The following is a 24,265-nucleotide window of genomic DNA, read 5'->3' as shown; positions in this document are numbered from 1 at the left end:
GAGGGTCAGGCCCGATCGACGGAGAAGGCGATCACCTCGCTGAGACGCTCGGCCGACAGCGCCAGCATGATCAGGCGATCGACGCCCAGCGCGACCCCGGAGCTGTCCGGCATTCCATGCTCCAGCGCCGCCAGCAGATGTTCGTCGATCGGTTGCTGCGGCAGCCCCGCCGCCGCCCGCTTGCGGTTATCTTGCTCAAAGCGCAGGCGCTGCTCCGCCGCGTCGGTCAGCTCATGGAAACCGTTGGCCAGCTCTACACCGCGGTAGTACACCTCAAAGCGCTCCGCGACACGATGGTCCTCGGTACTGATCTGCGCCAGCGATGCCTGGCTGGCCGGAAAATGGTAGACGAAAGCCGGACGATCTTTACCGATATGAGGCTCGACGCCAAAGGCAAATAACAGCTGTAGCAGCGTATCGCGATCCTCTTCATTATCGGCGACATTGCTTAAATCCAGTTTCGCCGCCGCTTCACGCAGCTGCGTTTTATCGGCAGAGAGCGGATCGACGTCCAGGTGACGAATAAAGGCCTGCTGATACGAGAGCGTTTCAGCGCTTTCACATTCAAGCACCTGCTGCAACAAATCATCCACTTCATTCATTAAGCGATACATATCGTAATGCGGACGATACCACTCCAGCATGGTAAATTCTGGATTGTGATAGCGCCCGGACTCTTCATTGCGGAAGCTGCGGCACAGCTGATAGATGGGGCCGCTGCCGGCAGCCAGCAGCCGCTTCATGTGATACTCCGGGCTGGTCATCAGATACAGCGTCATCCCCTGCGCTACCCCGGGACCGACAAAGTGGGTCTGAAAAGGGACCAGGTGAACATCCGTTACCGTGGCCTGGCTCATCGACGGGGTGTCGACCTCCAGCACACCGCGATCTGAGAAAAACCGCCGGATGGTGGACAGGATGCTGGCGCGCTTCAACAAATTGGCCACAGGTGCACTGGGCTGCCAGCTTGCCGTATCGCTCATGATGATAACTCCGAAATAAAACAGGATGGGCAGTCTACCCGCTTCTCAGCGCAGATGACAGTTTTCGTCGCCGGGGCTCGCCGGCCCCAATCCCGCCTCATCGGCCAAGGCGCGTCGTCAACGGCGATAGAGGGCGACTAGCTTCCTAATAGATGCGGCCGCACATTATTTACATTGTTCTAAAAAGCAAATAAAACATATTAAAAATAGAATATAACGACAGAAACATTATTAAGATCACGTTTTACTATTTTTTCCCGCCCTAAAAAGGATAAAACACCCAACCACGTCAATTTTCTACTACTTCAATATGGGTATAATTTTTGGATTCGAACTTATAAAACATAACCATTCCCATGCGTAATAAAGACAGCGGCTACATCTATGCTACCTTTCTTTAATACGTATTCTGGAATGGTTATTCGTTTTTACACGTTACTTTACCATTGAACACCCGGAGGAATGCAGTGCAAACCTTTAACGCAGACCTTGCCATCGTCGGGGCTGGGGGTGCTGGCTTACGAGCAGCGATTGCCGCCGCCGAGGCCAACCCTCAACTGAAGATTGCCTTAATCTCAAAAGTGTACCCGATGCGCAGCCATACCGTGGCGGCGGAAGGCGGTTCCGCGGCCGTCACTCAGGCTCATGACTCTTTCGATTTCCACTTCCACGATACCGTTGCCGGTGGTGACTGGCTGTGTGAGCAGGATGTCGTCGATCACTTCGTACATAACTGCCCGCGCGAAATGACCCAGCTGGAGCTGTGGGGCTGTCCGTGGAGCCGTAAACCTGACGGTTCGGTCAACGTACGTCGTTTCGGTGGCATGAAGATTGAACGCACCTGGTTTGCCGCGGACAAGACCGGCTTCCACATGCTGCACACCCTATTCCAGACCTCGCTGAAGTATCCGCAGATCCAGCGTTTCGACGAGCACTTCGTGCTGGATATCCTGGTGGATGACGGCCAGGCCCGCGGCGTCGTCGCCATCAATATGATGGAAGGCACCATGGTGCAGATCCGCGCCAACGCCGTTATCCTGGCGACCGGCGGCGCTGGCCGCGTATACCGTTACAATACCAACGGCGGCATCGTCACCGGCGACGGTATGGGCATGGCCTTCAAACACGGCATTCCGCTGCGCGACATGGAGTTCGTTCAGTATCACCCGACCGGTCTGCCGGGCTCAGGTATCCTGATGACCGAAGGCTGCCGCGGCGAAGGCGGTATTCTGGTCAACAAAGACGGCTACCGTTACCTGCAGAATTACGGTCTCGGGCCGGAAACGCCGCTGGGCGAGCCGAAGAACAAGTACATGGAGCTGGGGCCGCGCGACAAAGTGTCTCAGGCTTTCTGGCACGAATGGCGCGCAGGCCGCACGATCTCCACGCCGCGCGGCGATGTGGTCTATCTGGATCTGCGTCACCTCGGCGCCAAGAAGCTGCACGAGCGCCTGCCGTTCATCTGTGAGCTGGCCAAGGCCTACGTCGGCGTCGATCCGGTCAATGAGCCGATCCCGGTACGTCCGACCGCACACTACACCATGGGCGGTATCGAAACCGACCAGAACTGCGAAACCCGCATCAAGGGTCTGTTCGCCGTCGGCGAATGCTCCTCTGTCGGTCTGCACGGCGCCAACCGCCTGGGCTCCAACTCCCTGGCTGAGCTGGTGGTCTTTGGCCGCGTCGCCGGCGAAAGCGCCCTGCAGCATCTGCAGAATGTCACCCCGGCGAACGGCACGGCGCTGGACGCACAGGTGAAAGACATCGAGGGCAACCTCAAAGCACTGGTTAACCAGGAAGGCAACGAAAACTGGGCGACCCTGCGCGATGAAATGGGCACCTCCATGGAAGAGGGCTGCGGTATCTACCGTACCACCGATCTGATGCAGAAGACGGTCGACAAACTGGCCGAGCTGAAAGAGCGCTTCAAACGCGTCAAGATCACCGATACCTCCAGCGTATTCAACACCGAACTGCTATATGCCATCGAGCTGGAGCACGGTCTGAACGTCGCCGAGTGTATGGCGCACTCCGCCATTAACCGTCGCGAATCCCGCGGTGCTCACCAGCGTCTGGATGAAGGCTGTACCGAGCGTGATGACGTAAACTTCCTGAAGCATACGCTGACCTACTTCAATGAGAGCGGCGCACCGCGCATTGAGTACAGCGATGTGAAGATCACCAAGCTGCCGCCGGCCAAACGTGTATACGGTGCCGAAGCAGAAGCTCAGGAAGCCAAGAAGAAAGAGGAAAAAGCGAATGGCTGAGATGAAAAACCTGAAAATGGAAGTCATGCGCTACAACCCGGAACAGGATGCCGAGCCGCGCTTTGTGACTTACGAGGTTCCGTATGATGACGCAACTTCCCTGCTGGATGCCCTGCTGTATGTGAAGGACAATCTGGCGCCGGACCTCTCCTTCCGCTGGTCCTGCCGCATGGCTATCTGTGGCTCCTGTGGGATGATGGTCGATAACGTACCGAAACTGGCCTGCAAAACCTTCCTACGCGACCACCCGAACGGGATGCGCGTCGAGGCGCTGGCCAACTTCCCGGTTGAGCGCGATCTGGTGGTCGATATGACCCACTTTATCGAGAGCCTGGAAGCGATCAAACCGTATGTCATCGGTAACGATCGTAAACCGGAAGACGGGACTAACAAGCAGACCCCGGCGGAGATGGAGAAATACCATCAGTTCTCCGGCTGCATCAACTGTGGCCTGTGCTATGCCGCCTGCCCGCAGTTTGGTCTGAATCCGGAGTTCATCGGCCCGGCCGCGATCACCCTGGCTCACCGCTACAACCTAGACAACCGCGACCACGGTAAGAAAGAGCGTATGCCGGTACTGAACACCCAAAACGGTGTTTGGAGCTGTACCTTCGTCGGTTATTGCTCTGAAGTCTGCCCGAAACACGTGGATCCGGCTGCGGCCATCCAGCAGGGCAAGGTAGAAAGTGCCAAAGACTTCATGATCGCAATGCTGAAACCGCAATAAGGGAGACTCGATTGCAATGACGACTTCAACCAAACGCAAACCCTATGTGCGGGGTATGTCATCCAACTGGTGGCAAAAGCTGGGTTTCTATAAGTTCTACATGCTGCGCGAAAGTTCAGCGCTGGAAAACGTCTGGTTCAGCATCGTGCTGATCTACGGCGTATTCTCGCTGAAAGACGGTGCCGCAGGCTGGGAAAGCTTCGTTGCGTTCCTGCAAAACCCGCTGGTATTGGTCCTCAATATCATCTCCCTGCTGCTGGCCGTGCTGCATACCAAGACCTGGTTTGAGCTGGCGCCGAAAGCGGCCAACATCGTGGTAAACGATGAGAAGATGGGCCCGGCACCGATTATCAAGGCGCTGTGGGTTGTCACTATCGTCGCTACCGTGGTGGTTCTGGGCCTGGCCCTGCTGTAACCGAGGAGAAAGTATGATGAACAATAAAGTCTACAAACGTTCTGACGAGCCGGTTTTTTGGGGTTTGTTTGGCGCGGGCGGTATGTGGGGAGCCATCTTCGCGCCGGCCGTGATCCTGATCGTCGGCATTCTGCTGCCGCTGGGGATGTTCCCAGATGCGCTGACCTTTGAGCGCGCCCTGAGCTTCAGCCAGAGCATCATCGGCCGTATCTTCTGGCTGCTGATGATCATTCTGCCGCTGTGGTGTGGTCTGCACCGTCTACATCACATGATGCACGATCTGAAGATCCACGTGCCGGCAGGCAGCTGGGTATTCTATGGCCTGGCGGCCATTCTGAGCGTGGTGGCGCTGATCGGGATCTTTACCCTGTAATCCACCCTGTAACGAAAAGCCTCCTGCGGGAGGCTTTTTTATCGAGCCCGCATCCGCGCGGCAACGCTAGGCGTAGCTAAACTTAAGCCCCAGTATCCCGCAGAGGATAAGCCCCAGGCTCAACAGGCGCATAGGGCTGGTCGACTCACCCAGCAGTATTATCCCCATGATCGCGGCGCCGACGGCGCCAATGCCGGTCCAGACCGCATAGGCGGTACCGGCTGGCAGGGTTTTCATCGCATGGGCCAACAGCAGCACGCTAGCGGCCATCGCCAGCAGTGTAACCACGCTGGGCCACAGGCGAGTAAATCCATGGGAGTACTTTAAACTGATGGCCCAGACCACTTCGAGCAGGCCGGCTATCAGCAAGACTATCCAAGACATAATGGTGTCCAACGACGGGCAGGGGCGTCCCTGAAAAAAGCAGCATGTGCGGGTCGTCCCGCACAGGGGGAGCCGTAGGCGGCCTCCCGGTGGTTTATCCACCATACCCCTCCCGGTGAAGAATAGGAACGGCATGCGTCGCGCTGAGCAAAAAAAAACCGCGCCTGGCGCGGTTTTCTTCAGCGTGGGAGATTACTTCACGCGGGAGACATATTCGCCAGAGCGGGTATCTACCTTGATGACTTCGCCGATCTGAACGAACAGCGGAACCTTAACCACGGCGCCGGTGGTCAGAGTTGCCGGCTTGCCGCCGGTACCGGCGGTATCCCCTTTCAGGCCCGGATCGGTCTCAACGATTTCCAGCTCAACGAAGTTCGGCGGGGTAACCGCGATAGGCTGGCCGTTCCACAGGGTAACCACGCACTCGGCCTGATCCAGCAGCCACTTCGCGTTGTCGCCAACGGCTTTGGCATCGGCGGCCAGCTGCTCAAAAGTGTCATTGTTCATGAAGTGCCAGAACTCACCGTCGTTGTACAGGTAAGTCAGGTTCACATCCATCACGTCGGCACCTTCGGCGCTATCGGTAGACTTGAAGGTCTTTTCGATCAGCTTGCCGGTCAGCAGACGGCGCAGCTTAACGCGGGCAAAGGCCTGGCCTTTACCCGGTTTGACGAATTCACTGGATTCAACGGCGTAAGGTTCACCGTCCATCATGATTTTAAGACCGGAGCGGAAATCGTTGCTAGAATACGTTGCCATAAAGGCCCTCTGAATAATTTACTTGGTAGCTTAGCCAAAAAAATGGCACATATTGTAACCCAAAAAGGGCAGCCGAGAGAAGATTGGCTGCAACAACTTGCCGACGTTGTCACCGACCCCGCCGACTTACTGGCCCAGCTGGGCCTTTCTGCCCATCCACAGTGGCTGGCGGGCTGCGAGGCCCGTCGCCTGTTTCCTCTGCGGGTACCGCGCGCCTTCATCAGCCGGATCCGCCGCGGCGATCCTCTCGATCCCCTGCTGCGCCAGGTGATGAGTGACGCCGCCGAGTTTATTGAAACGCCCGGTTTCTCCACCGATCCGCTGGAGGAGCAGCACAGCGTCGTTCCCGGTCTGCTGCACAAATACCAAAACCGCGCGCTGCTGTTGGTCAAGGGCGGCTGCGCCGTCAATTGCCGCTACTGCTTCCGCCGCCACTTTCCCTATCAAGAAAATCAGGGAACCCGCGCCAACTGGCAACGGGCGGTGGCGTATCTGCGTGAACACCCGGAGCTGGATGAGATCATTTTCTCCGGCGGCGATCCGCTGATGGCCAAAGATCACGAGCTGGACTGGCTGTTCACCCAGCTGGAGCAGCTGCAGCACCTCCGGCGGCTGCGTATCCACAGCCGCCTGCCGGTGGTGATCCCGGCGCGCGTGACCGATGCGCTGTGCCAGCGCATGGCGGACTCCCGTCTGCAGATGGTGCTGGTCACCCATATTAACCACGCCAACGAGATTGATGAAGCGCTGAGCGAGGCCATGGGTCGACTGAAGCAAGCCGGCGTGACCCTGCTGAATCAGAGCGTTCTGCTGCGCGGCGTTAACGACAGCGCCGATACGCTGGCGGCCCTGAGCAACGCGCTGTTTGACGCCGGTATTCTCCCCTACTATCTGCATGTTCTGGACAAGGTGCAGGGCGGCGCCCACTTTATGGTGCCGGATGATGAGGCACGTCGCCTGATGCATGGGCTGCTGGCTCGGGTCTCCGGTTATCTGGTACCGCGTCTAACCCGCGAAATCGGCGGTGAACCGAGCAAAACCCAGCTGGATCTGCATCTGCGCCAGCAGTAATTCCCCGCAAACGCTGTATCGGCCTGCGCCCCCGGCGCGCAGGCCGCCTCTCCATAGCCACGCAAGCGGCAACAAACATCACACTTCAGAAACAAAATAGTGCTAATAACCATAAATTTTAACTATTTGTTAAACTGAAGCGATCCAGCCATATGCTTTAACCGGCCATTTACGTTATAAATACACCGCAATAATTCATCATACCAATAATGTTAATCTGCGTTCGTTAGGGAAATTTATGCCTGCATACTTACCATTTTTTCTGGGTATCCTGCCGCTTGCTGTCATGATCGTCCTGATCCTGAAACTGAAAACCCCGATCCATCTCGCCGTGCTGATCACGCTGGCGCTGACGCTGGCAGTCACCGGCCTGTATTGGCATACGCCGCTGCAAACCCTAGGATCAGCGCTGATCTACGGTGCCTTAAAAGGGCTGTGGCCGATCGTCATCGTGATCCTTGGCGCTATCTACAGCTATAACCTGATGCTGAAGACCGGCAGCATGGACATCCTGCGCGACGTACTGGCCGCCGTCAGCGATGATAAGCGTATTCAGGTTCTGCTGATCGCCTGGTGCTTCGGTGGCTTCCTGGAGGCGGCCGCCGGCTACGGTACCGCGGTGGCCATCCCCATCGGGATCCTGATCGCGCTGGGCTTTAACCCGCTCAAGGCCGCCATCGCCTCACTGGTTGCCAATACCGTACCGACCGCCTTTGGCGCCGTCGGCATCCCGGTTTCTATTCTGGCCGAGCAGGTCAATCTGCCGGTCACCGCGCTGAGCGGAACCATCATCTCCCAGCTGGCCCTGTTTAATATTCTGCTGCCGTTTGTCATCGTCGCCATCATCGGCGGCGGCGTCAAAGCCCTGCGCGGCGTCTTCACGCTGACCCTGCTGTGCGGCATCTCGACCCTGATCCCACAGTATCTGGTCGCCATCAAGCTGGGCGCCGAGCTGCCCGCCTTTGCCGGTAGCCTGGTCAGCCTGATCGTCGTCACCCTGATGGCCAAGGCGCGGCGCGGCGAGACCGCCGCCGAATACCGTATTGACGGCGCCCATCTCAAGGGCAACGTCCGCTATTCCGCCCCGCAGTTGCTGCGCGCCTGCGCAATCTATCTGCTGATCTTTATTTTCATTCTGCTGTGCTCACCGCTGTTTCCGGCGATCCGCTCGACCGTTGCCCAGGTCGCCAGCGTTCTGCCCTTCCCGCTGGCCAACGGCCAGGTGCTGAAGCTGAAGATCGACTGGATAGCGACGCCAGGCGTTCTGATCATCATCGCCACCCTGATCGGCGGAGTGATTCAGGGCGCGGCCCTGCGCCAGATGCTGCAGGTTTTCGTCGACACGGTAAAGCAGCTGAAAAACTCCATCATCGCCATCAGCGCCATCGTCGCCATGGCGACGGTCATGGACGTCAGCGGGCTGATCGCCACCCTTGCGCAGACGCTGGTTAACGTCACCGGCGGCGGCTATCTGTTCATTGCCCCGATCATCGGTGCACTGGGGACCTTCGTCACCGGCAGCGACACCAACTCCAACGTGCTGTTTGGCAAGCTGCAGACCATGGCGGCGGAAAAGCTGCACGTCGATCCGCTGTGGCTGGCAGCCGCCAATACCTCCGGAGCCACCGGCGGCAAGATGATTTCGCCGCAGAGCATCGCCATTGCCGTCTCAGCCACCCGCATGGATGGCCAGGGCAGCGCCATCATGTCTGGAACCCTGAAGTACTGCTGCGCCTATATCGTTATTCTGGGGCTGAAGGTCGGTCTGGTCTATTACTTATTTATGGCTTAATTGGTTGAATTAAATAATATTTTATTTTCTGCAATGGAGATTTTTTGTCGTGAACGTCAACTTTTTCGTCACTTGTCTTGGAGACGCCCTAAAGTCGCGCATGGCGCGCGATAGCGTACTGCTGTTGGAGCAGCTGGGCTGTACGGTCCACTTCCCAGAAAAGCAGGGCTGCTGCGGCCAGCCTGCCATCAACGGCGGCTACGTTAAGGATGCCATTCCAGGCATGAAGACCCTGATCCGTGCGCTGGAGGAGAACGACGATCCGATCATCTCGCCGGCGGGCTCCTGCACCTATGCGGTCAAGAGCTATCCCAGCTACCTGAGCGACGAGCCCGAGTGGGCGCTACGCGCCGAGCGCGTCGCCAACCGGATGGTCGACCTCACCTCCTTTATCGTCAACGCCCTCGGCGTTCAGGACGTGGGCGCCCGTCTGCCAGGGCGGGCGGTCTACCACCCCTCTTGCAGCCTGCTGCGTAAAATGAAGGTCCGCGATGAGCCCCTGACGCTGCTGAGCCACGTCCGGGGGCTGGAGCTGCTGCCGTTCCCCGCCGCCGAGACCTGCTGCGGCTTTGGCGGCACCTTCTCCATAAAAATGGCCGAGATCTCTGGAGAGATGGTAAAAGAAAAGGTCAGTCATATGATGGAGGCCCAGCCGGAGTATCTGATTGGTGCCGATATCAGCTGCCTGATCAACATTGGCGGCCGCCTGCAGCGCGAAGGGCTACCGGTCAAGGTGATGCACATCGCCGAAGTGCTGATGAGCCGTTAAGGGGGATGCCATGTCATTGAAAACCAGCGATGTAAAATTTAAGGATCGCATTCGGCTTCAGCTGGATGATGCGGTCATGCGCAAGGCGGTAGCCAATGCCCAAGAACGCATCGGCGCCAACCGGCAAAAAATGGTGGATGAGCTGGGGCACTGGGATGAGTGGCGCGAGCGCGCCGAACAGATCCGCGATCACGTGCTCGATAACCTGGATGCCTACCTGTATCAGCTGGCGGAGAAGGTGACGGAGAACGGCGGAAAGGTCTACTTTGCCAAGACCAAAGAGGACGCAACCCGCTATATTCTGCAGGTAGCCCAGGCCAAAAACGCCAAAAAGGTGGTGAAAGCCAAGTCGATGGTCACCGAAGAGATCGGCATGAACCACGCACTGCAGCAGGCAGGAATCCAGGTGGTGGAGACCGATCTGGGCGAATACATTCTGCAGTTGGATCAAGATCCGCCCTCCCACGTGGTGGTGCCCGCGATCCACAAGGAGCGCACCCAGATCCGCCGGGTGCTTCATGAGACCCTGGGCTATGATGGTCCGGAGACGCCGGAGGCGATGACCCTGTTTATCCGCCAGAAGATCCGCCAGGACTTCCTCAGCGCCGATATCGGCGTCACCGGCTGTAACTTTGCCGTCGCCGAAACCGGCTCGGTCTGTCTAGTCACCAACGAAGGCAACGCCAGGATGTGCACGACCCTGCCGCCGACTCATATCGCCGTGATGGGAATGGAGCGCATTGCCCCCACCTTCGAAGAGGTGGATGTGCTGATCACCATGCTGGCGCGCAGTGCGGTCGGCGCCAGGCTGACCGGCTACAACACCTGGCTGACCGGCCCGCGCGAGGCGGACAACCTTGACGGTCCGCAGGAGTTCCACCTGGTGATCGTCGATAATGGCCGCTCCAGCATTCTCGGCTCACCCTTCCGCGACGTCCTGCGTTGTATCCGCTGTGGCGCCTGCATGAACACCTGCCCGGCCTATCGCCACATTGGCGGCCACGGCTACGGCTCCATCTATCCGGGCCCGATTGGGGCGGTGATCTCGCCGCTACTGGGCGGCTATGCGAATTTTAAGGATCTTCCCTACGCCTGTTCGCTGTGTACCGCCTGCGACAGCGTCTGTCCGGTCAATATCCCGCTCTCCAAGCTGATCCTGCGCCATCGCCGGGCGATGGTCGAAGCCGGCCTGCCGCCGAAGGCGGAGCAGCGAGCCACCCGCCTGTTCACGTATGCCAACAGCCATCCAGGGCTATGGAAGGTCGGCATGATCGCCGGTGCTAGGGCCGCCAGCTGGTTTATTAAAGGCGGCAAGGCTCCTATCAACGCAGGAGCGCTGGCGGAGTGGACCGCAGCGCGCGATCTGCCGCAGGCCGATGGCGAGAGCTTCCGCAGTTGGTTTAAACAGCACAAGGCGCAGGGGAATAAATAATGAACAATCGCGATGAATTTCTGGCCACGATCGCCCGCCAGCTGGGACGCGAAGTCCGCCATACCCCACAGCCTCGTCCCCAGCCCATCAATGACTATGCCCAAACCCGTCTGACCGGGCTCAGCGTACAGCAGCGCTGCGACGCCTTTATCGACGTCGCCAGCAATGTCATGCTGGCGCACTGTGAGCGCTGCAGCGAAGCCGATGCGGCCCAAGCGGCACTGCGTCTCTGTCAGCGCTATGGCCAGACGCCGACCATCGTCAGCGGAGATGACCGTCTGGCGCAGTTGGGGATCACCGAAACGCTGGTGAGGGAGTGCCCAGCGACGGTATGGGATCCGGCGCTCGGCGCAGAGAATCTGCGCATGGCGGAGCAGGCCAAGGTTGGCGTAGTCTACGCCGAATACGGGCTGACCGAATCCGGCGGCGTGGTGCTGTTCTCCTCGGCGCTGCGCGGGCGCGCTCTGAGCCTGCTACCGGAGTCTTCTGTCTTTGTGCTGCGTAAGAGCACCATTCTGCCGCGGGTGGCGCAGCTGGCCAGCCTGCTGCACCAGCGCGCGCAGCAGGGAGAGCGGATGCCATCCTGCATCAACCTGATCGGGGGGCCCAGTTCGACCGCGGATATCGAGCTGATTAAGGTCGTCGGGGTGCACGGGCCGGTAAACGCCGCCTATCTGATCGTTGAGGACTGCTAAACAGCGGCCTCTGTGCCCGCACTAAAAAAGCCGCGGCCCTCAGGCCGCGGCTTTTTTGAACCGATGCTTCCTGTCCCAATCTCTCAGTTCGGGCATTTATAAACCTGTCCGCTCATCTTGCTGTCCAGCGGTGCAAAGCTGGACCAGAAGCTTTCGCTCGGGCTGACCGCGCCGTAAACCACGTTTCCACCCATTGCGGCTGCCTTATTGCGCAGATCGTTAGCGGCAGCGCGCATAGAGCTGGTTTCACCGCCCTGACCCGATAGCCAGTTGCTCTGGGTTCCCACCGCTTCGCCCAGCAGTTGGCATTCAGCGCCCGGCTTCGCATCGGTAAACTTCACCTGCTGCCCGGCGGAAGACAGCTGAGTCATGGTACTGCACCCTGCCAGCAGCATGACGGCTGCCAGACCCAGTAACCCTTTAATCCGCATCTTATTCCCCATTTGATGTGTAAATGTTATCCGAATAATACCAGAATCCGTTGGTAACACTGAATAAATGTGGCGTACTGGCTCGTAGACGGCTCAGGAGCCCTCCGGCCGATCCCGGTATATCACCGCATACTAGTGTATCTGAAACCCGCTATGCCACAATGCTATGACAAAATTTCGCGCGGCATCATGAACGTTAAACCTATTAGCATCGATTTGACGAAAGACGTTCTCCAGATCCTCTGGGGTTGACGAGCACGGCAAACGATTGTTTAACAAACAGCTCAGACGGGCACAAATGACCTCCTTTTTTCCCGTTTTATCGGCATAAAGGCCTGTGCATCTGCTCATTTCTGAGCCAACAAACTGATGTTGATGGACCATAACGTCAAATTGATAGCTCCTCAGTTCGTCAAACCCTATGTTAAAACCAATAAGCGCGATACTGCGGATGCAGAAACTATTTGTGAAGCCGTCACACGCTCCAACATGCGGCTCGTATCGGTCATCCTTGCCCCCCGAGCAGCAAGTCGTATTAGTACTTCACCGAAGTGTGGATCAGGCAACGCCTAGCGTAACAATATTACTCACCATTACGGGCAACAGCTACACGATGACGGCCGCCGCCGATGGCTCTTGGTCTATCAATATTTCCCAGCTATTAAACGAGGACCACAATGGCTATACGGTCGTCGCCATCGATCCCAGCAGAGGCTTGTTATCCACCATCAATAGCAATATCTTTATTGACCTACTCTCTCCCGGCACTACAGTTGTATCAACCGATGAAAGCGGCAGCTATATTAAAGGCGATATGATTACCTGGAGTCGACGCCCCCAGTTCACCGATAAAACCGAGCCGGGAGCAGCGGTCCCCCTCATCATTGATAGCGTGCAGCCGATCAAAACGGCAACTGACTTTTAGGCCCGTCACACACGCTCCCAAACGGCCCCCTAAGCTACAGCGCGGTCATAACGGATATCGCGGGAAACCAAAACGTCACCCTGGAAAACATCACCAGCGATGACGATACGATTACGGCTAGAGGCACGGCGGGTAATGAGCCTCAGCAGCATCATCAGTTAACCGTCGATCCCCCTTTCCCCTACGCAGGCCGACGCGCGCGCTGGGGTCAGCACCATCGATGACTCGGTGACCCTAAAAGGTACCGTGGAGATTCAGGACAGTATACAGATCACAGTGACAGTGGATGACCATGACTATCAGGCCAGCATCGACGGTGAACGCTGGCAGGTCACTCTCCCGGCGCAGGAGGTCAAACCGGGCGAGAATCCCTACACCATCACCGCGACCGACGCGGCCGGCAATACAGCGACCGCCAGCGGTACCTTCACCCCTACGGGTATCAGCGAAACGCCGCCGGATCACGATTATCAGGCGCATGAGATGACTGCGCTGAGCGAAATTGTTAAGGATCACATGAGCGTTGAGGCGGAGCATTATGAGCTATAGAGCCGCCGTCACGCTCGGGGCGCAAGTGGCATAGACGCCGCCTGCGTGTGCCTGTGTGTGACAGACAGAACGTTTGCTGTGTGACGCCACTCCCCATGCCAAGCGCTCGGTTTCCCCTATCCCCACCCCCTAGGCCTGGGGCCATCGACACGGCAAAAAAAATCCGGACCTGTATTCAGGCCCGGATTCATTTTTCTCACGTGCTGTTTCAGCGGGAACCCCGTGACCACCACCGATGAGAGTCAATGGTCACGATGTGCCGTCCGCTAGGTTAACAGCGGCTCGCGGCGCATTACATCATGCCGCCCATGCCGCCCATGCCACCCATACCGGCAGCACCCAGATCAGCCTTCTCTTCCTTCGGCAGATCAGTCACCATGCACTCGGTGGTGATCATCAGACCGGCAACGGAGGAAGCGTACTGCAGCGCAGAACGGGTTACCTTGGTCGGATCCAGGATACCCATCTCGATCATGTCGCCGTACTGTTCGGTCGCCGCGTTATAACCGTAGTTACCTTCGCCAGCCTTCACGTTGTTGGTGACCACTGACGGCTCTTCACCGGCGTTGGCCACGATCTGACGCAGCGGAGCTTCCATCGCACGCAGCGCAACCTTGATACCGACGTTCTGCTCTTCGTTGATGCCTTTCAGGTCAACCAGCTTGGCCGCTACGCGAACCAACGCCACGCCGCCGCCGGCAACCACACCTTCTTCCACCGCAGCACGGGTTGCGTGCAGGGCGTCTTCTACGCGCGCTTTCTTCTCTTTCATTTCAACTTCAGTTGCCGCGCCAACCTTGATAACGGCTACGCCGCCTGCCAGTTTAGCCACGCGCTCCTGCAGTTTTTCACGATCGTAGTCAGAGGTCGCTTCTTCGATCTGCTGACGGATCTGGGTAACACGGCCCTGAATGGCAGACTCTTCGCCCACGCCATCGATGATGGTGGTGGTGTCTTTGTTGATGACCACGCGTTTAGCCTGGCCCAGATCTTCCAGCGTCGCTTTTTCCAGCTCCATACCGATCTCTTCAGAGATAACGGTACCGGCGGTCAGGGTAGCGATATCCTGCAGCATCGCCTTACGACGATCGCCGAAGCCCGGCGCTTTCACCGCAGCTACTTTCACGATACCGCGCATGTTGTTAACCACCAGGGTCGCCAGCGCTTCGCCTTCAACGTCTTCGGCGATGATCAGCAGCGGCTTACCGGCTTTAGCAACGGCTTCCAGCACCGGCAGCATTTCGCGGATGTTGGAGATCTTCTTGTCAGCCAGCAGAATGAACGGGCTTTCCAGCTCAACGGCGCCGGTTTCCGGCTTGTTGATGAAGTACGGAGACAGATAGCCGCGATCGAACTGCATACCTTCAACCACGTCCAGCTCGTCCTGCAGGCCGGTGCCTTCTTCAACGGTGATAACGCCTTCTTTACCAACTTTTTCCATGGCTTCAGCGATCAGCTGGCCCACGGTGTCGTCGGCGTTGGCGGAGATGGTCCCTACCTGCGCAATGGCTTTAGAGTCAGAGCACGGTACAGAGAGCGCCTTCAGCTCTTCAACTGCGGCGATCACGGCTTTATCGATACCGCGCTTCAGATCCATCGGGTTCATACCTGCGGCGACGGCTTTCAGACCTTCATTAACGATAGCCTGCGCCAGTACGGTCGCGGTGGTGGTGCCGTCACCGGCGGCGTCATTCGCCTTGGAGGCGACTTCTTTCACCATCTGTGCGCCCATGTTCTCGAACTTGTCTTCCAGTTCAATTTCACGTGCAACGGATACGCCGTCTTTGGTGATAGTCGGAGACCCGAAGGATTTATCCAGGACCACGTTACGGCCTTTCGGGCCCAGGGTCACTTTCACTGCGTCTGCCAGAACGTTCACGCCGCGCAGCATTTTTACGCGGGCGTCATTACCAAATTTTACGTCTTTAGCTGCCATTATCTTTGTCCCTTAAATTCGTTCAATTGGATATTGCGAGCGCTATGCGGATACGGCGATTACGCCTCAACGATGGCCAGAATGTCGCTTTCGGACATGATCAACACTTCTTCATTGTCGATCTTCTCGGCTTTCACGCCATAACCATCGTTGAAAATCACGGTGTCACCAACCTTCACGTCCAGCGGTTTCACGTCGCCATTCTCCAGAATGCGACCATGACCCACGGCGATGACTTCACCACGCGTGGATTTGCCCGCTGCGGAACCGGTCAGAACGATGCCGCCAGCAGACTTGGACTCAACTTCTTTGCGCTTGACGATCACACGGTCATGCAATGGACGAATTTTCATTGATAGCTCTCCTTTGAGAAAGTCCATATCGTTTAGGGTTGAAAGCCAGACACGGGCGATGGCGCCACGCTCCGGACTCATGCTTTGCTAGATTGGGGCGTCGCTTCCCGCCTTCAAGGGGGCGCGAAAAAAAAAATTCGCTTTTTTTTAACCTGCGAAAGCCGAAGATGCAACCCTGAAATGACAGCGGCCCGCCGGAAAGGCGGGCCGAAGGGATTCATTTATTATCCAGACGCTGACGATCGTCATCTTTGCGCTCAAACTCACCGTCAAAGGTATGGCCGCCGCCGCCCGGTCCACCGTCGAAACCGCCGCCGTCGCCCGGCCCACCGCCGCGGTAAATACGGAAATAAGGAAGCAGCTTCAGCGCCAGACGCTTCTGCACCGGCGGCAGCATCAGCAGCAGGCCGAGGAAGTCCGTAAAGAACCCCGGCAGCAACAGCAGCAGACCCGCCATCACCAGCGACACGCTTTTAATCATCTCTGCAGCGGGGCTCTCCCCCATCGCCAGCTTCTGCTGCATCTGCATCAGGGTCTTCATTCCCTGATTACGCACCAGCGATGCGCCGAGGCAGGAGGTCAAGATCACCAGCAGCAGCGTCAATGCAACGCCTAAAACGGCAGCGACTTTGATAAAGATCGATATTTCAATATAGACATAAAAAAATATCAGGATAAAGGGCAACCAGCGCAAATGGTGTCTCCTATTTAAACGACTGTTTCATTGTTTACACGAATGTAAATAAAAAACGAGTACTTTAAAAATAAAATTATATTGGAGTCAAAAAAAACGTCCATATAATTCGTGTGGTGTTATTTTAATCGCTGTTTTTTCGCTAACTCTTGTTAGTTATTTACACTATCTGTGAGTATTATCACAGATATGAGAATCAAAGGGATAAGATACACCATATAGTGATCTAGGTTCATACTTTTCCCTCCTAGCAGCATATGATCGTGCCCATAAAAGAGAGAACGGTGAATTCTCTCTGTTGTTCCTTAAAGAAAATTAATTTATTAGCTAATTTACTATTCGGCATCAATGAAAGAAGGTTCTCATGTCAAATAACATCCGTATTGAAGAAGATCTATTAGGCACCCGTGAAGTTCCCGCAGACGCTTATTATGGCGTTCACACCCTGCGTGCGATGGAAAACTTCTACATTAGCAACAACAAAATCAGCGATATTCCTGAATTTGTTCGCGGCATGGTAATGGTTAAAAAAGCGGCAGCGCTGGCTAACCGTGAACTGCAGACTATCCCGCGTAAAATTGCTGATACCATCCTCCTGGCCTGCGACGAAGTGCTGAACAACGGCAAATGCATGGACCAGTTCCCGGTAGATGTTTTCCAAGGCGGCGCCGGTACCTCCGTTAACATGAACACCAACGAAGTGCTGGCCAACATCGGTCTGGAGCTGCTGGGTCACAAAAAAGGTGAATACCAGTACCTGAACCCGAACGACCACCTGAACAAATGCCAGTCTACCAACGACGCTTACCCGACCGGTTTCCGCATCGCCGTTTACGCTTCCATCATGAAGCTGATCGAAGCGATCAAAAACCTGCGTGAAGGCGTTGACCGTAAAGCTGACGAATTCAAAAACATCCTGAAGATGGGCCGCACCCAGCTGCAGGACGCCGTACCGATGACCTTGGGCCAGGAATTCCACGCATTCAGCGTACTGCTGAACGAAGAAGTGAAAAACCTGCAGCGCACCGCTGAACTGCTGCTGGAAATCAACCTGGGCGCTACCGCTATCGGTACCGGTCTGAACACGCCGGAAGGTTACCAGAAACTGGCCGTGCAGAAGCTGGCAGAAGTCAGCGGCCTGCCGTGCGTACCGGCTGAAGACCTGATCGAAGCCACCTCTGACTGCGGTTCTTACGTCATGGTTCACGGCGCGCTGAAACGCACCGCGGTTAAACTGTCCAAAATCTGTAATGACCTGCGTCTGCTCTCCTCTGGTCCGCGCGCTGGCCTGAACGAAATCAACCTGCCGGAGCTGCAGGCGGGTTCCTCCATCATGCCGGCTAAAGTTAACCCGGTTGTGCCGGAAGTGGTTAACCAGCTGTGCTTCAAAGTCATCGGTAACGACACCTGCGTCACCATGGCAGCGGAAGCCGGTCAGCTGCAGCTGAACGTTATGGAGCCGGTTATCGGCCAGGCCATGTTCGAATCCATCTCTCTGCTGACCAACGGTTGCTACAACCTGCGTGAGAAATGCATCGACGGCATCACTGCCAACAAAGAAACCTGCGAAAAATTCGTCTTCAACTCTATCGGTATCGTTACCTACCTGAACCCGTTCATCGGTCACCACAATGGTGATATCGTAGGTAAAATCTGTGCTGAAACCGGTAAGAGCGTGCGCGAAGTTGTGCTGGAGCGCGGCCTGCTGACTGAAGCGCAGCTGGACGACATCTTCTCTGTTGAAAACCTGATGCACCCGGCTTACAAAGCTAAACGCTATACCGATGAAAGCGAAAAATAATTAACGCATCGGATTGTTAAAGGCACGTCTGGTCCCATGGTCAGCCGTGCCTTTTTATTGACAGAGTTGAGAGTAAAACAAGAATTATTATCATTACATTTTAAGGAGAAACACTATGCTAGTTCTAGAACTGGTAATTGTTCTGCTGGCGATTTTCTTGGGGGCCAGACTGGGCGGGATCGGGATCGGCTTCGCCGGTGGTCTCGGGGTATTAGTGCTAGCCGCCATCGGCGTTGCACCGGGTAAAATTCCGTTCGACGTAATCTCTATCATCATGGCCGTTATCGCCGCGATCTCTGCGATGCAGGTTGCCGGTGGTATGGACTACCTGGTTCACCAGACTGAAAAAGTTCTGCGTAAGAACCCGAAATACATCACCATTCTGGCGCCGATCGTCACCTACCTCCTGACCATTTTCGCCGGTACTGGTAACATCTCCCTGTCTGCGCTGCCGGTTATCGCCGAAGTCGCCAAAGAGCAGGGCATCAAACCATGCCGTCCGCTGTCTACCGCCGTGGTATCTGCACAGATCGCCATTACCGCATCCCCGATCTCTGCCGCCGTGGTTTACATGTCTTCCGTGATGGAAGGCCATGGTATCAGCTACCTGCATCTGCTGATGGTTGTGCTGCCGTCCACCTTCCTGGCGGTCCTGGTAATGTCTCTGATCGTCTCCTGGTGCTTTGACTCCAAGCTGTCCAACGATCCGGTATACCGCAAGCGTCTGGAAGAGGGTCTGATCACGCTGCGCGGCGACAAGCAGATTGAAATCAAAAAAGGCGCACAGACCTCTGTATGGCTGTTCCTGCTGGGCGTAGTTGCCGTGGTGGCCTATGCCATCATCAACAGCCCGAGCCTGGGCCTGGTTGCCAAACCGCTGATGAACACCACCAACGCCATCCTGATCATCATGCTGAGCGTGGCCACCCTGACCACCATCATCTGCCGCGTCGATACCGATAACGTACTGAACTCCAGCACGTTCAAAGCCGGTATGAGCGCCTGTATCTGTATCCTGGGCGTGGCTTGGCTGGGCGATACCTTCGTCTCCGCCAACATCGACTGGATCAAAGAAACCGCCGGTACCGTTATCCAGAATCATCCGTGGCTGCTGGCTGTCATCTTCTTCTTCGCCTCTGCCCTGCTGTACTCTCAGGCAGCTACCGCCAAGGCACTGATGCCGATGGCCCTGGCCCTGAACGTCTCTCCGCTGACCGCCGTTGCCTCCTTCGCCGCTGTGTCTGGCCTGTTCATCCTGCCGACCTACCCGACGCTGGTTGCCGCAGTACAGATGGACGACACCGGTACCACCCGCATCGGTAAACTGGTCTTTAACCACCCGTTCTTCATCCCGGGTACCCTGGGTGTGGCCCTGTCAGTTTGCTTCGGCTTCCTGCTGGGCAGCGTTATGCTGTAATCCCGCACACCTCACGTTAACGGGGCGCGCTGCGCCCCGTTGTCATTTTTGCGCCCGTTTACGCCTGACAAGCCCGCCCCCCTCACGGTATAGTGTCGAAATCATCATCAACACTGGCAACGCCGCGAGGTCCACTATGTCCCAGAACGTGACTCCCTTTACCGCCGCTGCGGCGGTTCCCGCTGACCACAGCGATGCCGTCGTGGTTCTGTGCACTGCGCCGGACGAGGCCTGCGCTCAGGAGCTTGCCGCCGCCCTGCTCGGCGAAAAGCTGGCGGCCTGCGTGACCCTGATCCCCGGCGCCACCTCCCTCTACTACTGGGAAGGAAAGCTTGAGCAGGAGTATGAAGTGCAGATGATCATCAAAAGCGAACGGCGCCATCAGCAGGCGCTGCTCGCCTATCTGAAACACCAGCATCCTTACCAAACGCCGGAGCTACTGGTCATTCCGGTGCAGGCAGGAGATCAAGACTACCTATCATGGCTCAACGCATCTTTGCGCTGATTGCGCTGTTTATGACGACCCTGCTGCCCGCCCAGGCCTCCCTGTTCGGCGAGCATCCTCGCTTTGTTCCGGTCAATCAGGCCTTTGCCTTTGACTTTCAGCAGCAGGGCGAAAATCTGACGCTGCGCTGGCAGATCCAGCCCGGCTATTACCTGTACCGTCAACAGATCCGGATTACGCCCCATCAGGCCCAGCTAGGTCCTTGGCAGCTACCGCCGGGGATCCCCCATCACGACGAGTTTCAGGGGGAAACCGCCATCTTCCGCGACGGTCTCAGCCTGAGGCTGCCCCTGCTCAGCGCCGCGGCGGGGGGCGAGATAAGCGTCACCTATCAGGGCTGTGCCGCCGCGGGCTTCTGCTACCCGCCGGAGACGCGGCGCATTCCCCTCGAGGCGATAACCGCGACCGACGGCGCCGGCGCGTCGCCCGGCGCGGCGGCGAACACGGAGCACGCGCCAACGCTGCCCTTTCCTGCGCTGTGGGCGCTGCTGATCGGCATCGGCATCGCCTTTACCCCCTGCGTCCTGCCGATGTACCCCTTGATATCGGCGCTGATCCTGGGCCAGAAACAGCGCCACGGCTGGGGGCATACCGCCCTGCTGGCGCTGGTCTATGTACAGGGAATGGCCATCACCTACACCGTGCTTGGTATGGTGGTAGCCGCCGCCGGGCTGCGCTTCCAGGCCGCGTTTCAGCACCCCTATGTGCTGATCGGTCTCTCGCTGCTGTTTATCCTGCTGGCGCTCTCCATGTTCGGGGCGTTCACTCTGCAGCTGCCCGCTTCGCTGCAAACCCGGCTGACGCTATGGAGCAACCGCCAGCGCAGCGGGTCGCTGCTCGGCGTCTTCGTGATGGGTGCCCTCGCCGGCCTGATCTGCTCTCCCTGCACCACCGCGCCCCTCAGCGCCATTCTGCTGTATATCGCCCAAAGCGGTAACCTGTGGGTCGGCGGCGGTACGCTCTACCTCTACGCGCTGGGAATGGGGATCCCGCTGATCGCGGTCACGCTGTTTGGTAACCGGCTGCTGCCGCGCAGCGGGCCGTGGATGCAGCATGTGAAAGAGGGATTTGGCTTTGTAATCCTGGCGCTGCCGGTATTTCTGCTGGAGCGTATACTGGGCGAAGTCTGGGGTATACGGCTGTGGAGCCTGCTTGGCATCGCCTTCTTCCTGTGGGGATTCAGCCTCTCCCTGCACGCACAGCGCCGCGGCACCCGCCTTTGGCAGATCCTGCTGCTGGGCGCCGCGCTGATCTGCGCCCGTCCGCTGCAGGATTGGATCTTCGACGGCGCACCGCGCGCCGGCACCGACGTCAGTGAAACCCTGGCGTTCCAGCCTATCGACTCCCCACGGCAGCTGGCTCAGGCGCTGGCGCAGGCCAAGGCCCGCAGGCAGCCGGTGATGCTGGACTTCTATGCCGACTGGTGCGCCGCCTGCAAAGAGTTTGAGAAATATACCTTCAGCAATGATGCCGTGCGTAGCCAGCTGGCGGGCACCCTGCTATTGCAGGCAAACGTGACCGCCAATACCGAGCAGCACGCCCAGCTGCTGCAGCAGCTTAACGTACTGGGGCTGCCGTCGATCCTGTTTTTCACTCCCGATGGGCAGCCGTTAGACGACGCACGCGTCACCGGTTTTATGGACGCCGAACGTTTTCTGGCGCACCTGCGGCAGCTGCCGCAGGTGCAGTGACGGGCCTCGCCCTTCATCATAAGGAGAACCGAATGCAACGGGAGCAAATCCTGACGCAGGCGCTGCGGCGCCTGGAGCGACATGGCCTAGCTGGCGCCACGCTGCCCGCCCTGATCGACAGCGAAACGCTATCCCTCGATCAGGCACGCCGCTACTGGCCAGACAGCGAGGCCCTACTGTACGACTGTCTGCGTTTCCACGGCCAGCAGATCGATACCTGGCGCCGACAGCTCCTGCTGAATGACACCCTGAGCCACGATGACAAAATCCTGGCCCGCTATCCAGTGCTGGCAGAGCATGTTGAGCAGGGGCGTTTCCCCGGCTGCCTGTTTATTTCGGCCTGCATCCAATACCCCGCCGCCGACCACCCGATCCATCAGCTGGCGTCTCGACAAAAGCAGGCGTCGTTTGATTTTACGCTGCGGCTGCTGCAGGAGAGTGAGATTGGCGATGCCTCGCTGGTCGCACACCAGATGGAGCTAGTGCAGGAGGGGTGTCTGAACCGGCTGCTGGTCAGCCGCCGACGTGAGGATGTCGATATCGCGCTGCATCTGGCGCAGGACATCCTGCACATCGCCCACTGCCGACGACACGACGCCCTGAGTTAACCCACGTAAAAAATAAATACCCCCGGCACAGCCGGAGGTTTTCAAGACACAAAAAAGCCACCTCACAGGGAGGTGGCATGCACAACACACTACGGAAACAACGGGCGATTATTTGCCATCGACCAGCGTTACGCTGTCGGTAATAATCCCCTCTTCAGCGCCCTTCAGCGCCAGGTTGGCCTCATAGTACTTGCCCGCCTTCAGCAGGCTCTGCGCATGGGCTACGGCCTGACGGGTCTGCTTCAGCGGCATCAGGTACTGGGTTTCGGTAATCCCCACGCCTGCTACGCGCAGCGCCTCCAGCGCACCCTTATGATCGCCCTTGCTCAGTTTTTCGTTCGCCTTAGCGATCGCCTTCTGTTTCTCCGGCGTCGCCACAAAATCTTCAGAAAGCGCAATAGATGCGTTGATGATCACATAGTTATCACCGGCCAGCGGCGCTTTTTTATCCGACTTGATAAAGGACTTCCAGTCAGTACTATCGTCGGCCAGCAGAGCCGCAGACTGATCGGTCAGCTTGGTCGCCACATCCGGATAGCCGCGGAACAGCGCAACGCGCGCATACTGCATATCACGCATTGCCGTAAAGCCCTGCTGAGCCACTTTAGCCACATCCTGCACCTGTTGGGCAGACAAACCGGCGGCTGCAGCAGCGGCGCTCGCTGGCGCGGTCGGCGCGGCGTCGGCTGCCCAGGTAAAGGTAGAAAACATCGCCAGAGAAAGAGCAGTTGCTGTCAAAATACGTTTCATAATCTTGGCCCGTTTATCCCATACTGGTTAAATCGTTAACTCACTCGTTGCGGCGGAGGCGCTATACACTTTCCTCCCGCTGACCCACTTAGTTATAGACGCCGGCGAAGTCATGTCAATTGCATCGCCTCCCCTGCCGTTCGGCGGCAAAAAAAGCGCACACTCCCCGGCCTGCGCCGCGTACAGCGCGGACCCAAAATTTAATCTTCATTACATGGATAAATAACACTATGTTTTAAAGCATATTATTTATTTCTAACGTTGACAGAATAGCGCGCTTAGCTACCCTGGCGGCGCCAACACCGCGTTCGACGCCAGCGTTGATGCCGCCATTAGCCTGAAAAACAGCGTGTCCAGACACCCCAGAGACAAAAGTTGACAAAACGTCGGCGAGTGAAATGTACCCTGTCCCGTAGCGAAGAGCCCCCGTTAAGGCTCTGGCAACGAGACGCCGCGGGTGACGCGGCGGCCACCCTCTGTCGCCTGACTATTGGGGAAACGCTGATTTTATCTCCAGATGAATCACCTGGCCGATAAAATCGTTGACGCGCCGGGCGCAATACGGTTTAATGCGCCCCGTTGCCCGGATAGCTCAGTCGGTAGAGCAGGGGATTGAAAATCCCCGTGTCCTTGGTTCGATTCCGAGTCCGGGCACCACTTCTTCTGAAAACCCTGCCTTATGGCGGGGTTTTTACTTTTTGAATCAGCAAATTGTTGGCTCCTCTGTCGTTGGCATCCTTATCCTTCCCCAGCGCCGCTTCCCGGTGCTAAAGAATAAGCATCATGATGCAGCTCGGCAAAGGCCTCCCACTGATACTGTCGCCCCATTCATTGCTGTAGCCGGCAACACGATACCCGACTGAATGGTAGCCCTTGTGCTGGTTGCGTTATAGCTGTTTTCCCACGGGATAGCACTGTTGTACATCAGGTCACAAGCA

24 protein-coding genes, 1 tRNA gene and 1 pseudogene are annotated in these 24,265 nt (G+C 57.4%); 18 read left to right on the top strand and 8 right to left on the bottom strand.

Translation table 11 applies throughout. From position 1 onward, the window contains the following. Positions 1 to 5: 5 nt before the first annotated feature. A complete protein-coding gene (gene epmA / locus ETEE_RS09475; protein WP_034162954.1) occupies positions 6 to 983 on the bottom strand; it encodes an elongation factor P--(R)-beta-lysine ligase in 978 nt (325 codons plus the stop codon). 467 nt (positions 984 to 1,450) lie between these two features. Here epmA and frdA point away from each other — a divergent pair, with 467 nt between their 5' ends. The 4 genes from frdA to frdD are packed head-to-tail and all read left to right on the top strand — an operon-like array spanning position 1,451 to position 4,765. Beyond that, positions 1,451 to 3,250: a fumarate reductase (quinol) flavoprotein subunit gene (gene frdA / locus ETEE_RS09470; RefSeq protein WP_034162955.1), complete on the top strand. Its 1,800-nt coding sequence runs from the start codon at positions 1,451 to 1,453 to the stop codon at positions 3,248 to 3,250. After that, the gene (locus ETEE_RS09465; RefSeq protein ID WP_034162956.1) at positions 3,243 to 3,977 is read left to right on the top strand and encodes a succinate dehydrogenase/fumarate reductase iron-sulfur subunit; all 735 of its coding nucleotides are present in this window, start codon (positions 3,243 to 3,245) and stop codon (positions 3,975 to 3,977) included. The genes frdA and ETEE_RS09465 overlap by 8 nt, the downstream gene beginning before the upstream one ends. 16 nt (positions 3,978 to 3,993) lie before the next feature. Then, complete coding sequence (gene frdC, locus ETEE_RS09460) at positions 3,994 to 4,392, top strand: fumarate reductase subunit FrdC (protein ID WP_014524167.1); 399 nt, start codon at positions 3,994 to 3,996, stop codon at positions 4,390 to 4,392. A gap of 16 nt (positions 4,393 to 4,408) precedes the next feature. Continuing rightward, a complete protein-coding gene (gene frdD / locus ETEE_RS09455; protein WP_005281123.1) occupies positions 4,409 to 4,765 on the top strand; it encodes a fumarate reductase subunit FrdD in 357 nt (118 codons plus the stop codon). 66 nt (positions 4,766 to 4,831) lie between these two features. Here frdD and sugE read toward each other — a convergent pair whose 3' ends face one another. Together sugE and efp are read right to left on the bottom strand one after the other, a co-directional pair. Next, positions 4,832 to 5,149 carry a quaternary ammonium compound efflux SMR transporter SugE gene (gene sugE, locus ETEE_RS09450; RefSeq protein WP_034162984.1) on the bottom strand — a complete coding sequence of 106 codons (318 nt, stop codon included), beginning with the start codon at positions 5,147 to 5,149 and terminating at the stop codon, positions 4,832 to 4,834. A 192-nt stretch (positions 5,150 to 5,341) separates the two neighbouring features. Beyond that, entirely contained in the window at positions 5,342 to 5,908 is a 567-nt protein-coding gene (gene efp / locus ETEE_RS09445; protein ID WP_015869834.1) for an elongation factor P, read from the bottom strand. A 42-nt stretch (positions 5,909 to 5,950) separates the two neighbouring features. Here efp and epmB point away from each other — a divergent pair, with 42 nt between their 5' ends. The 5 genes from epmB (at position 5,951) to ETEE_RS09420 (ending at position 11,667) form a co-directional block, all read left to right on the top strand. Next, positions 5,951 to 6,979, top strand: coding sequence for an EF-P beta-lysylation protein EpmB (epmB, locus tag ETEE_RS09440; protein ID WP_034162957.1), 1,029 nt, complete (start codon positions 5,951 to 5,953; stop codon positions 6,977 to 6,979). A 238-nt stretch (positions 6,980 to 7,217) separates the two neighbouring features. Further along, on the top strand, positions 7,218 to 8,771 hold the full coding sequence (locus ETEE_RS09435) for an L-lactate permease (RefSeq protein WP_034162958.1): 1,554 nt from the start codon (positions 7,218 to 7,220) through the stop codon (positions 8,769 to 8,771). A gap of 49 nt (positions 8,772 to 8,820) precedes the next feature. Beyond that, positions 8,821 to 9,540 (top strand): (Fe-S)-binding protein, encoded by a 720-nt coding sequence (locus tag ETEE_RS09430; RefSeq protein ID WP_034162959.1) that lies wholly within the window; start codon positions 8,821 to 8,823, stop codon positions 9,538 to 9,540. Between the two features lie 10 nt (positions 9,541 to 9,550). After that, the gene (locus ETEE_RS09425; RefSeq protein WP_034162960.1) at positions 9,551 to 10,972 is read left to right on the top strand and encodes a LutB/LldF family L-lactate oxidation iron-sulfur protein; all 1,422 of its coding nucleotides are present in this window, start codon (positions 9,551 to 9,553) and stop codon (positions 10,970 to 10,972) included. Further along, a complete protein-coding gene (locus ETEE_RS09420) occupies positions 10,972 to 11,667 on the top strand; it encodes a LutC/YkgG family protein (RefSeq protein ID WP_034162961.1) in 696 nt (231 codons plus the stop codon). Before ETEE_RS09425 ends, ETEE_RS09420 begins: the two co-directional genes overlap by 1 nt. Before the next feature lie 83 nt (positions 11,668 to 11,750). Here ETEE_RS09420 and ETEE_RS09415 read toward each other — a convergent pair whose 3' ends face one another. Beyond that, the gene (locus ETEE_RS09415; protein WP_034162985.1) at positions 11,751 to 12,098 is read right to left on the bottom strand and encodes a DUF4156 domain-containing protein; all 348 of its coding nucleotides are present in this window, start codon (positions 12,096 to 12,098) and stop codon (positions 11,751 to 11,753) included. A gap of 189 nt (positions 12,099 to 12,287) precedes the next feature. On the opposite strand from ETEE_RS09415, the pseudogene ETEE_RS21880 reads away from it, so the two are divergent. The 3 genes and pseudogenes from ETEE_RS21880 to ETEE_RS09405 all read left to right on the top strand — a co-directional run. Then, positions 12,288 to 12,651: pseudogene (locus ETEE_RS21880) on the top strand (IS110 family transposase); the annotation flags it as partial. Further along, on the top strand, positions 12,652 to 13,023 hold the full coding sequence (locus ETEE_RS21520; RefSeq protein WP_156119366.1) for a hypothetical protein: 372 nt from the start codon (positions 12,652 to 12,654) through the stop codon (positions 13,021 to 13,023). A 168-nt stretch (positions 13,024 to 13,191) separates the two neighbouring features. Further along, positions 13,192 to 13,572 (top strand): Ig-like domain-containing protein, encoded by a 381-nt coding sequence (locus ETEE_RS09405; RefSeq protein ID WP_330935805.1) that lies wholly within the window; start codon positions 13,192 to 13,194, stop codon positions 13,570 to 13,572. 292 nt (positions 13,573 to 13,864) lie between these two features. Here the strand turns inward: ETEE_RS09405 and groL are convergent, their stop codons facing one another. The 3 genes from groL to ETEE_RS09390 form a co-directional block, all read right to left on the bottom strand. After that, positions 13,865 to 15,508 carry a chaperonin GroEL gene (gene groL / locus ETEE_RS09400; protein WP_034162963.1) on the bottom strand — a complete coding sequence of 548 codons (1,644 nt, stop codon included), beginning with the start codon at positions 15,506 to 15,508 and terminating at the stop codon, positions 13,865 to 13,867. 59 nt (positions 15,509 to 15,567) lie between these two features. Further along, positions 15,568 to 15,861: a co-chaperone GroES gene (locus ETEE_RS09395; protein ID WP_005296032.1), complete on the bottom strand. Its 294-nt coding sequence runs from the start codon at positions 15,859 to 15,861 to the stop codon at positions 15,568 to 15,570. A gap of 217 nt (positions 15,862 to 16,078) precedes the next feature. Continuing rightward, entirely contained in the window at positions 16,079 to 16,555 is a 477-nt protein-coding gene (locus ETEE_RS09390; protein ID WP_034162964.1) for an FxsA family protein, read from the bottom strand. Positions 16,556 to 16,919: 364 nt separating this feature from the next. Between ETEE_RS09390 and aspA the strand changes: the two genes are divergently transcribed. From aspA to dicD, 5 genes are all read left to right on the top strand, one after another. Further along, the gene (gene aspA / locus ETEE_RS09385) at positions 16,920 to 18,356 is read left to right on the top strand and encodes an aspartate ammonia-lyase (protein ID WP_034162965.1); all 1,437 of its coding nucleotides are present in this window, start codon (positions 16,920 to 16,922) and stop codon (positions 18,354 to 18,356) included. A gap of 115 nt (positions 18,357 to 18,471) precedes the next feature. Next, a complete protein-coding gene (locus ETEE_RS09380) occupies positions 18,472 to 19,773 on the top strand; it encodes an anaerobic C4-dicarboxylate transporter (RefSeq protein ID WP_012847187.1) in 1,302 nt (433 codons plus the stop codon). A 136-nt stretch (positions 19,774 to 19,909) separates the two neighbouring features. Beyond that, positions 19,910 to 20,278 carry a divalent cation tolerance protein CutA gene (cutA, locus tag ETEE_RS09375; protein ID WP_045425482.1) on the top strand — a complete coding sequence of 123 codons (369 nt, stop codon included), beginning with the start codon at positions 19,910 to 19,912 and terminating at the stop codon, positions 20,276 to 20,278. After that, positions 20,254 to 21,969: a protein-disulfide reductase DsbD gene (locus ETEE_RS09370; protein WP_034162966.1), complete on the top strand. Its 1,716-nt coding sequence runs from the start codon at positions 20,254 to 20,256 to the stop codon at positions 21,967 to 21,969. Before cutA ends, ETEE_RS09370 begins: the two co-directional genes overlap by 25 nt. A gap of 32 nt (positions 21,970 to 22,001) precedes the next feature. Further along, positions 22,002 to 22,577, top strand: a complete 576-nt coding sequence (dicD, locus tag ETEE_RS09365; protein WP_034162967.1) for a division control transcriptional repressor DicD — start codon at positions 22,002 to 22,004, stop codon at positions 22,575 to 22,577. Between the two features lie 108 nt (positions 22,578 to 22,685). Here the strand turns inward: dicD and ETEE_RS09360 are convergent, their stop codons facing one another. After that, positions 22,686 to 23,327 (bottom strand): YfdX family protein, encoded by a 642-nt coding sequence (locus tag ETEE_RS09360; protein ID WP_034162968.1) that lies wholly within the window; start codon positions 23,325 to 23,327, stop codon positions 22,686 to 22,688. A gap of 581 nt (positions 23,328 to 23,908) precedes the next feature. Here ETEE_RS09360 and ETEE_RS09355 point away from each other — a divergent pair. Then, positions 23,909 to 23,984: transfer RNA gene (locus ETEE_RS09355), tRNA-Phe, on the top strand. The last annotated feature ends 281 nt before the right edge of the window (positions 23,985 to 24,265 follow it).

This window comes from Edwardsiella anguillarum ET080813 (assembly GCF_000264765.2).
In the GTDB taxonomy this organism is placed as follows: domain Bacteria; phylum Pseudomonadota; class Gammaproteobacteria; order Enterobacterales; family Enterobacteriaceae; genus Edwardsiella; species Edwardsiella anguillarum.
This window is presented reverse-complemented; position numbering and strand designations above follow the sequence as displayed.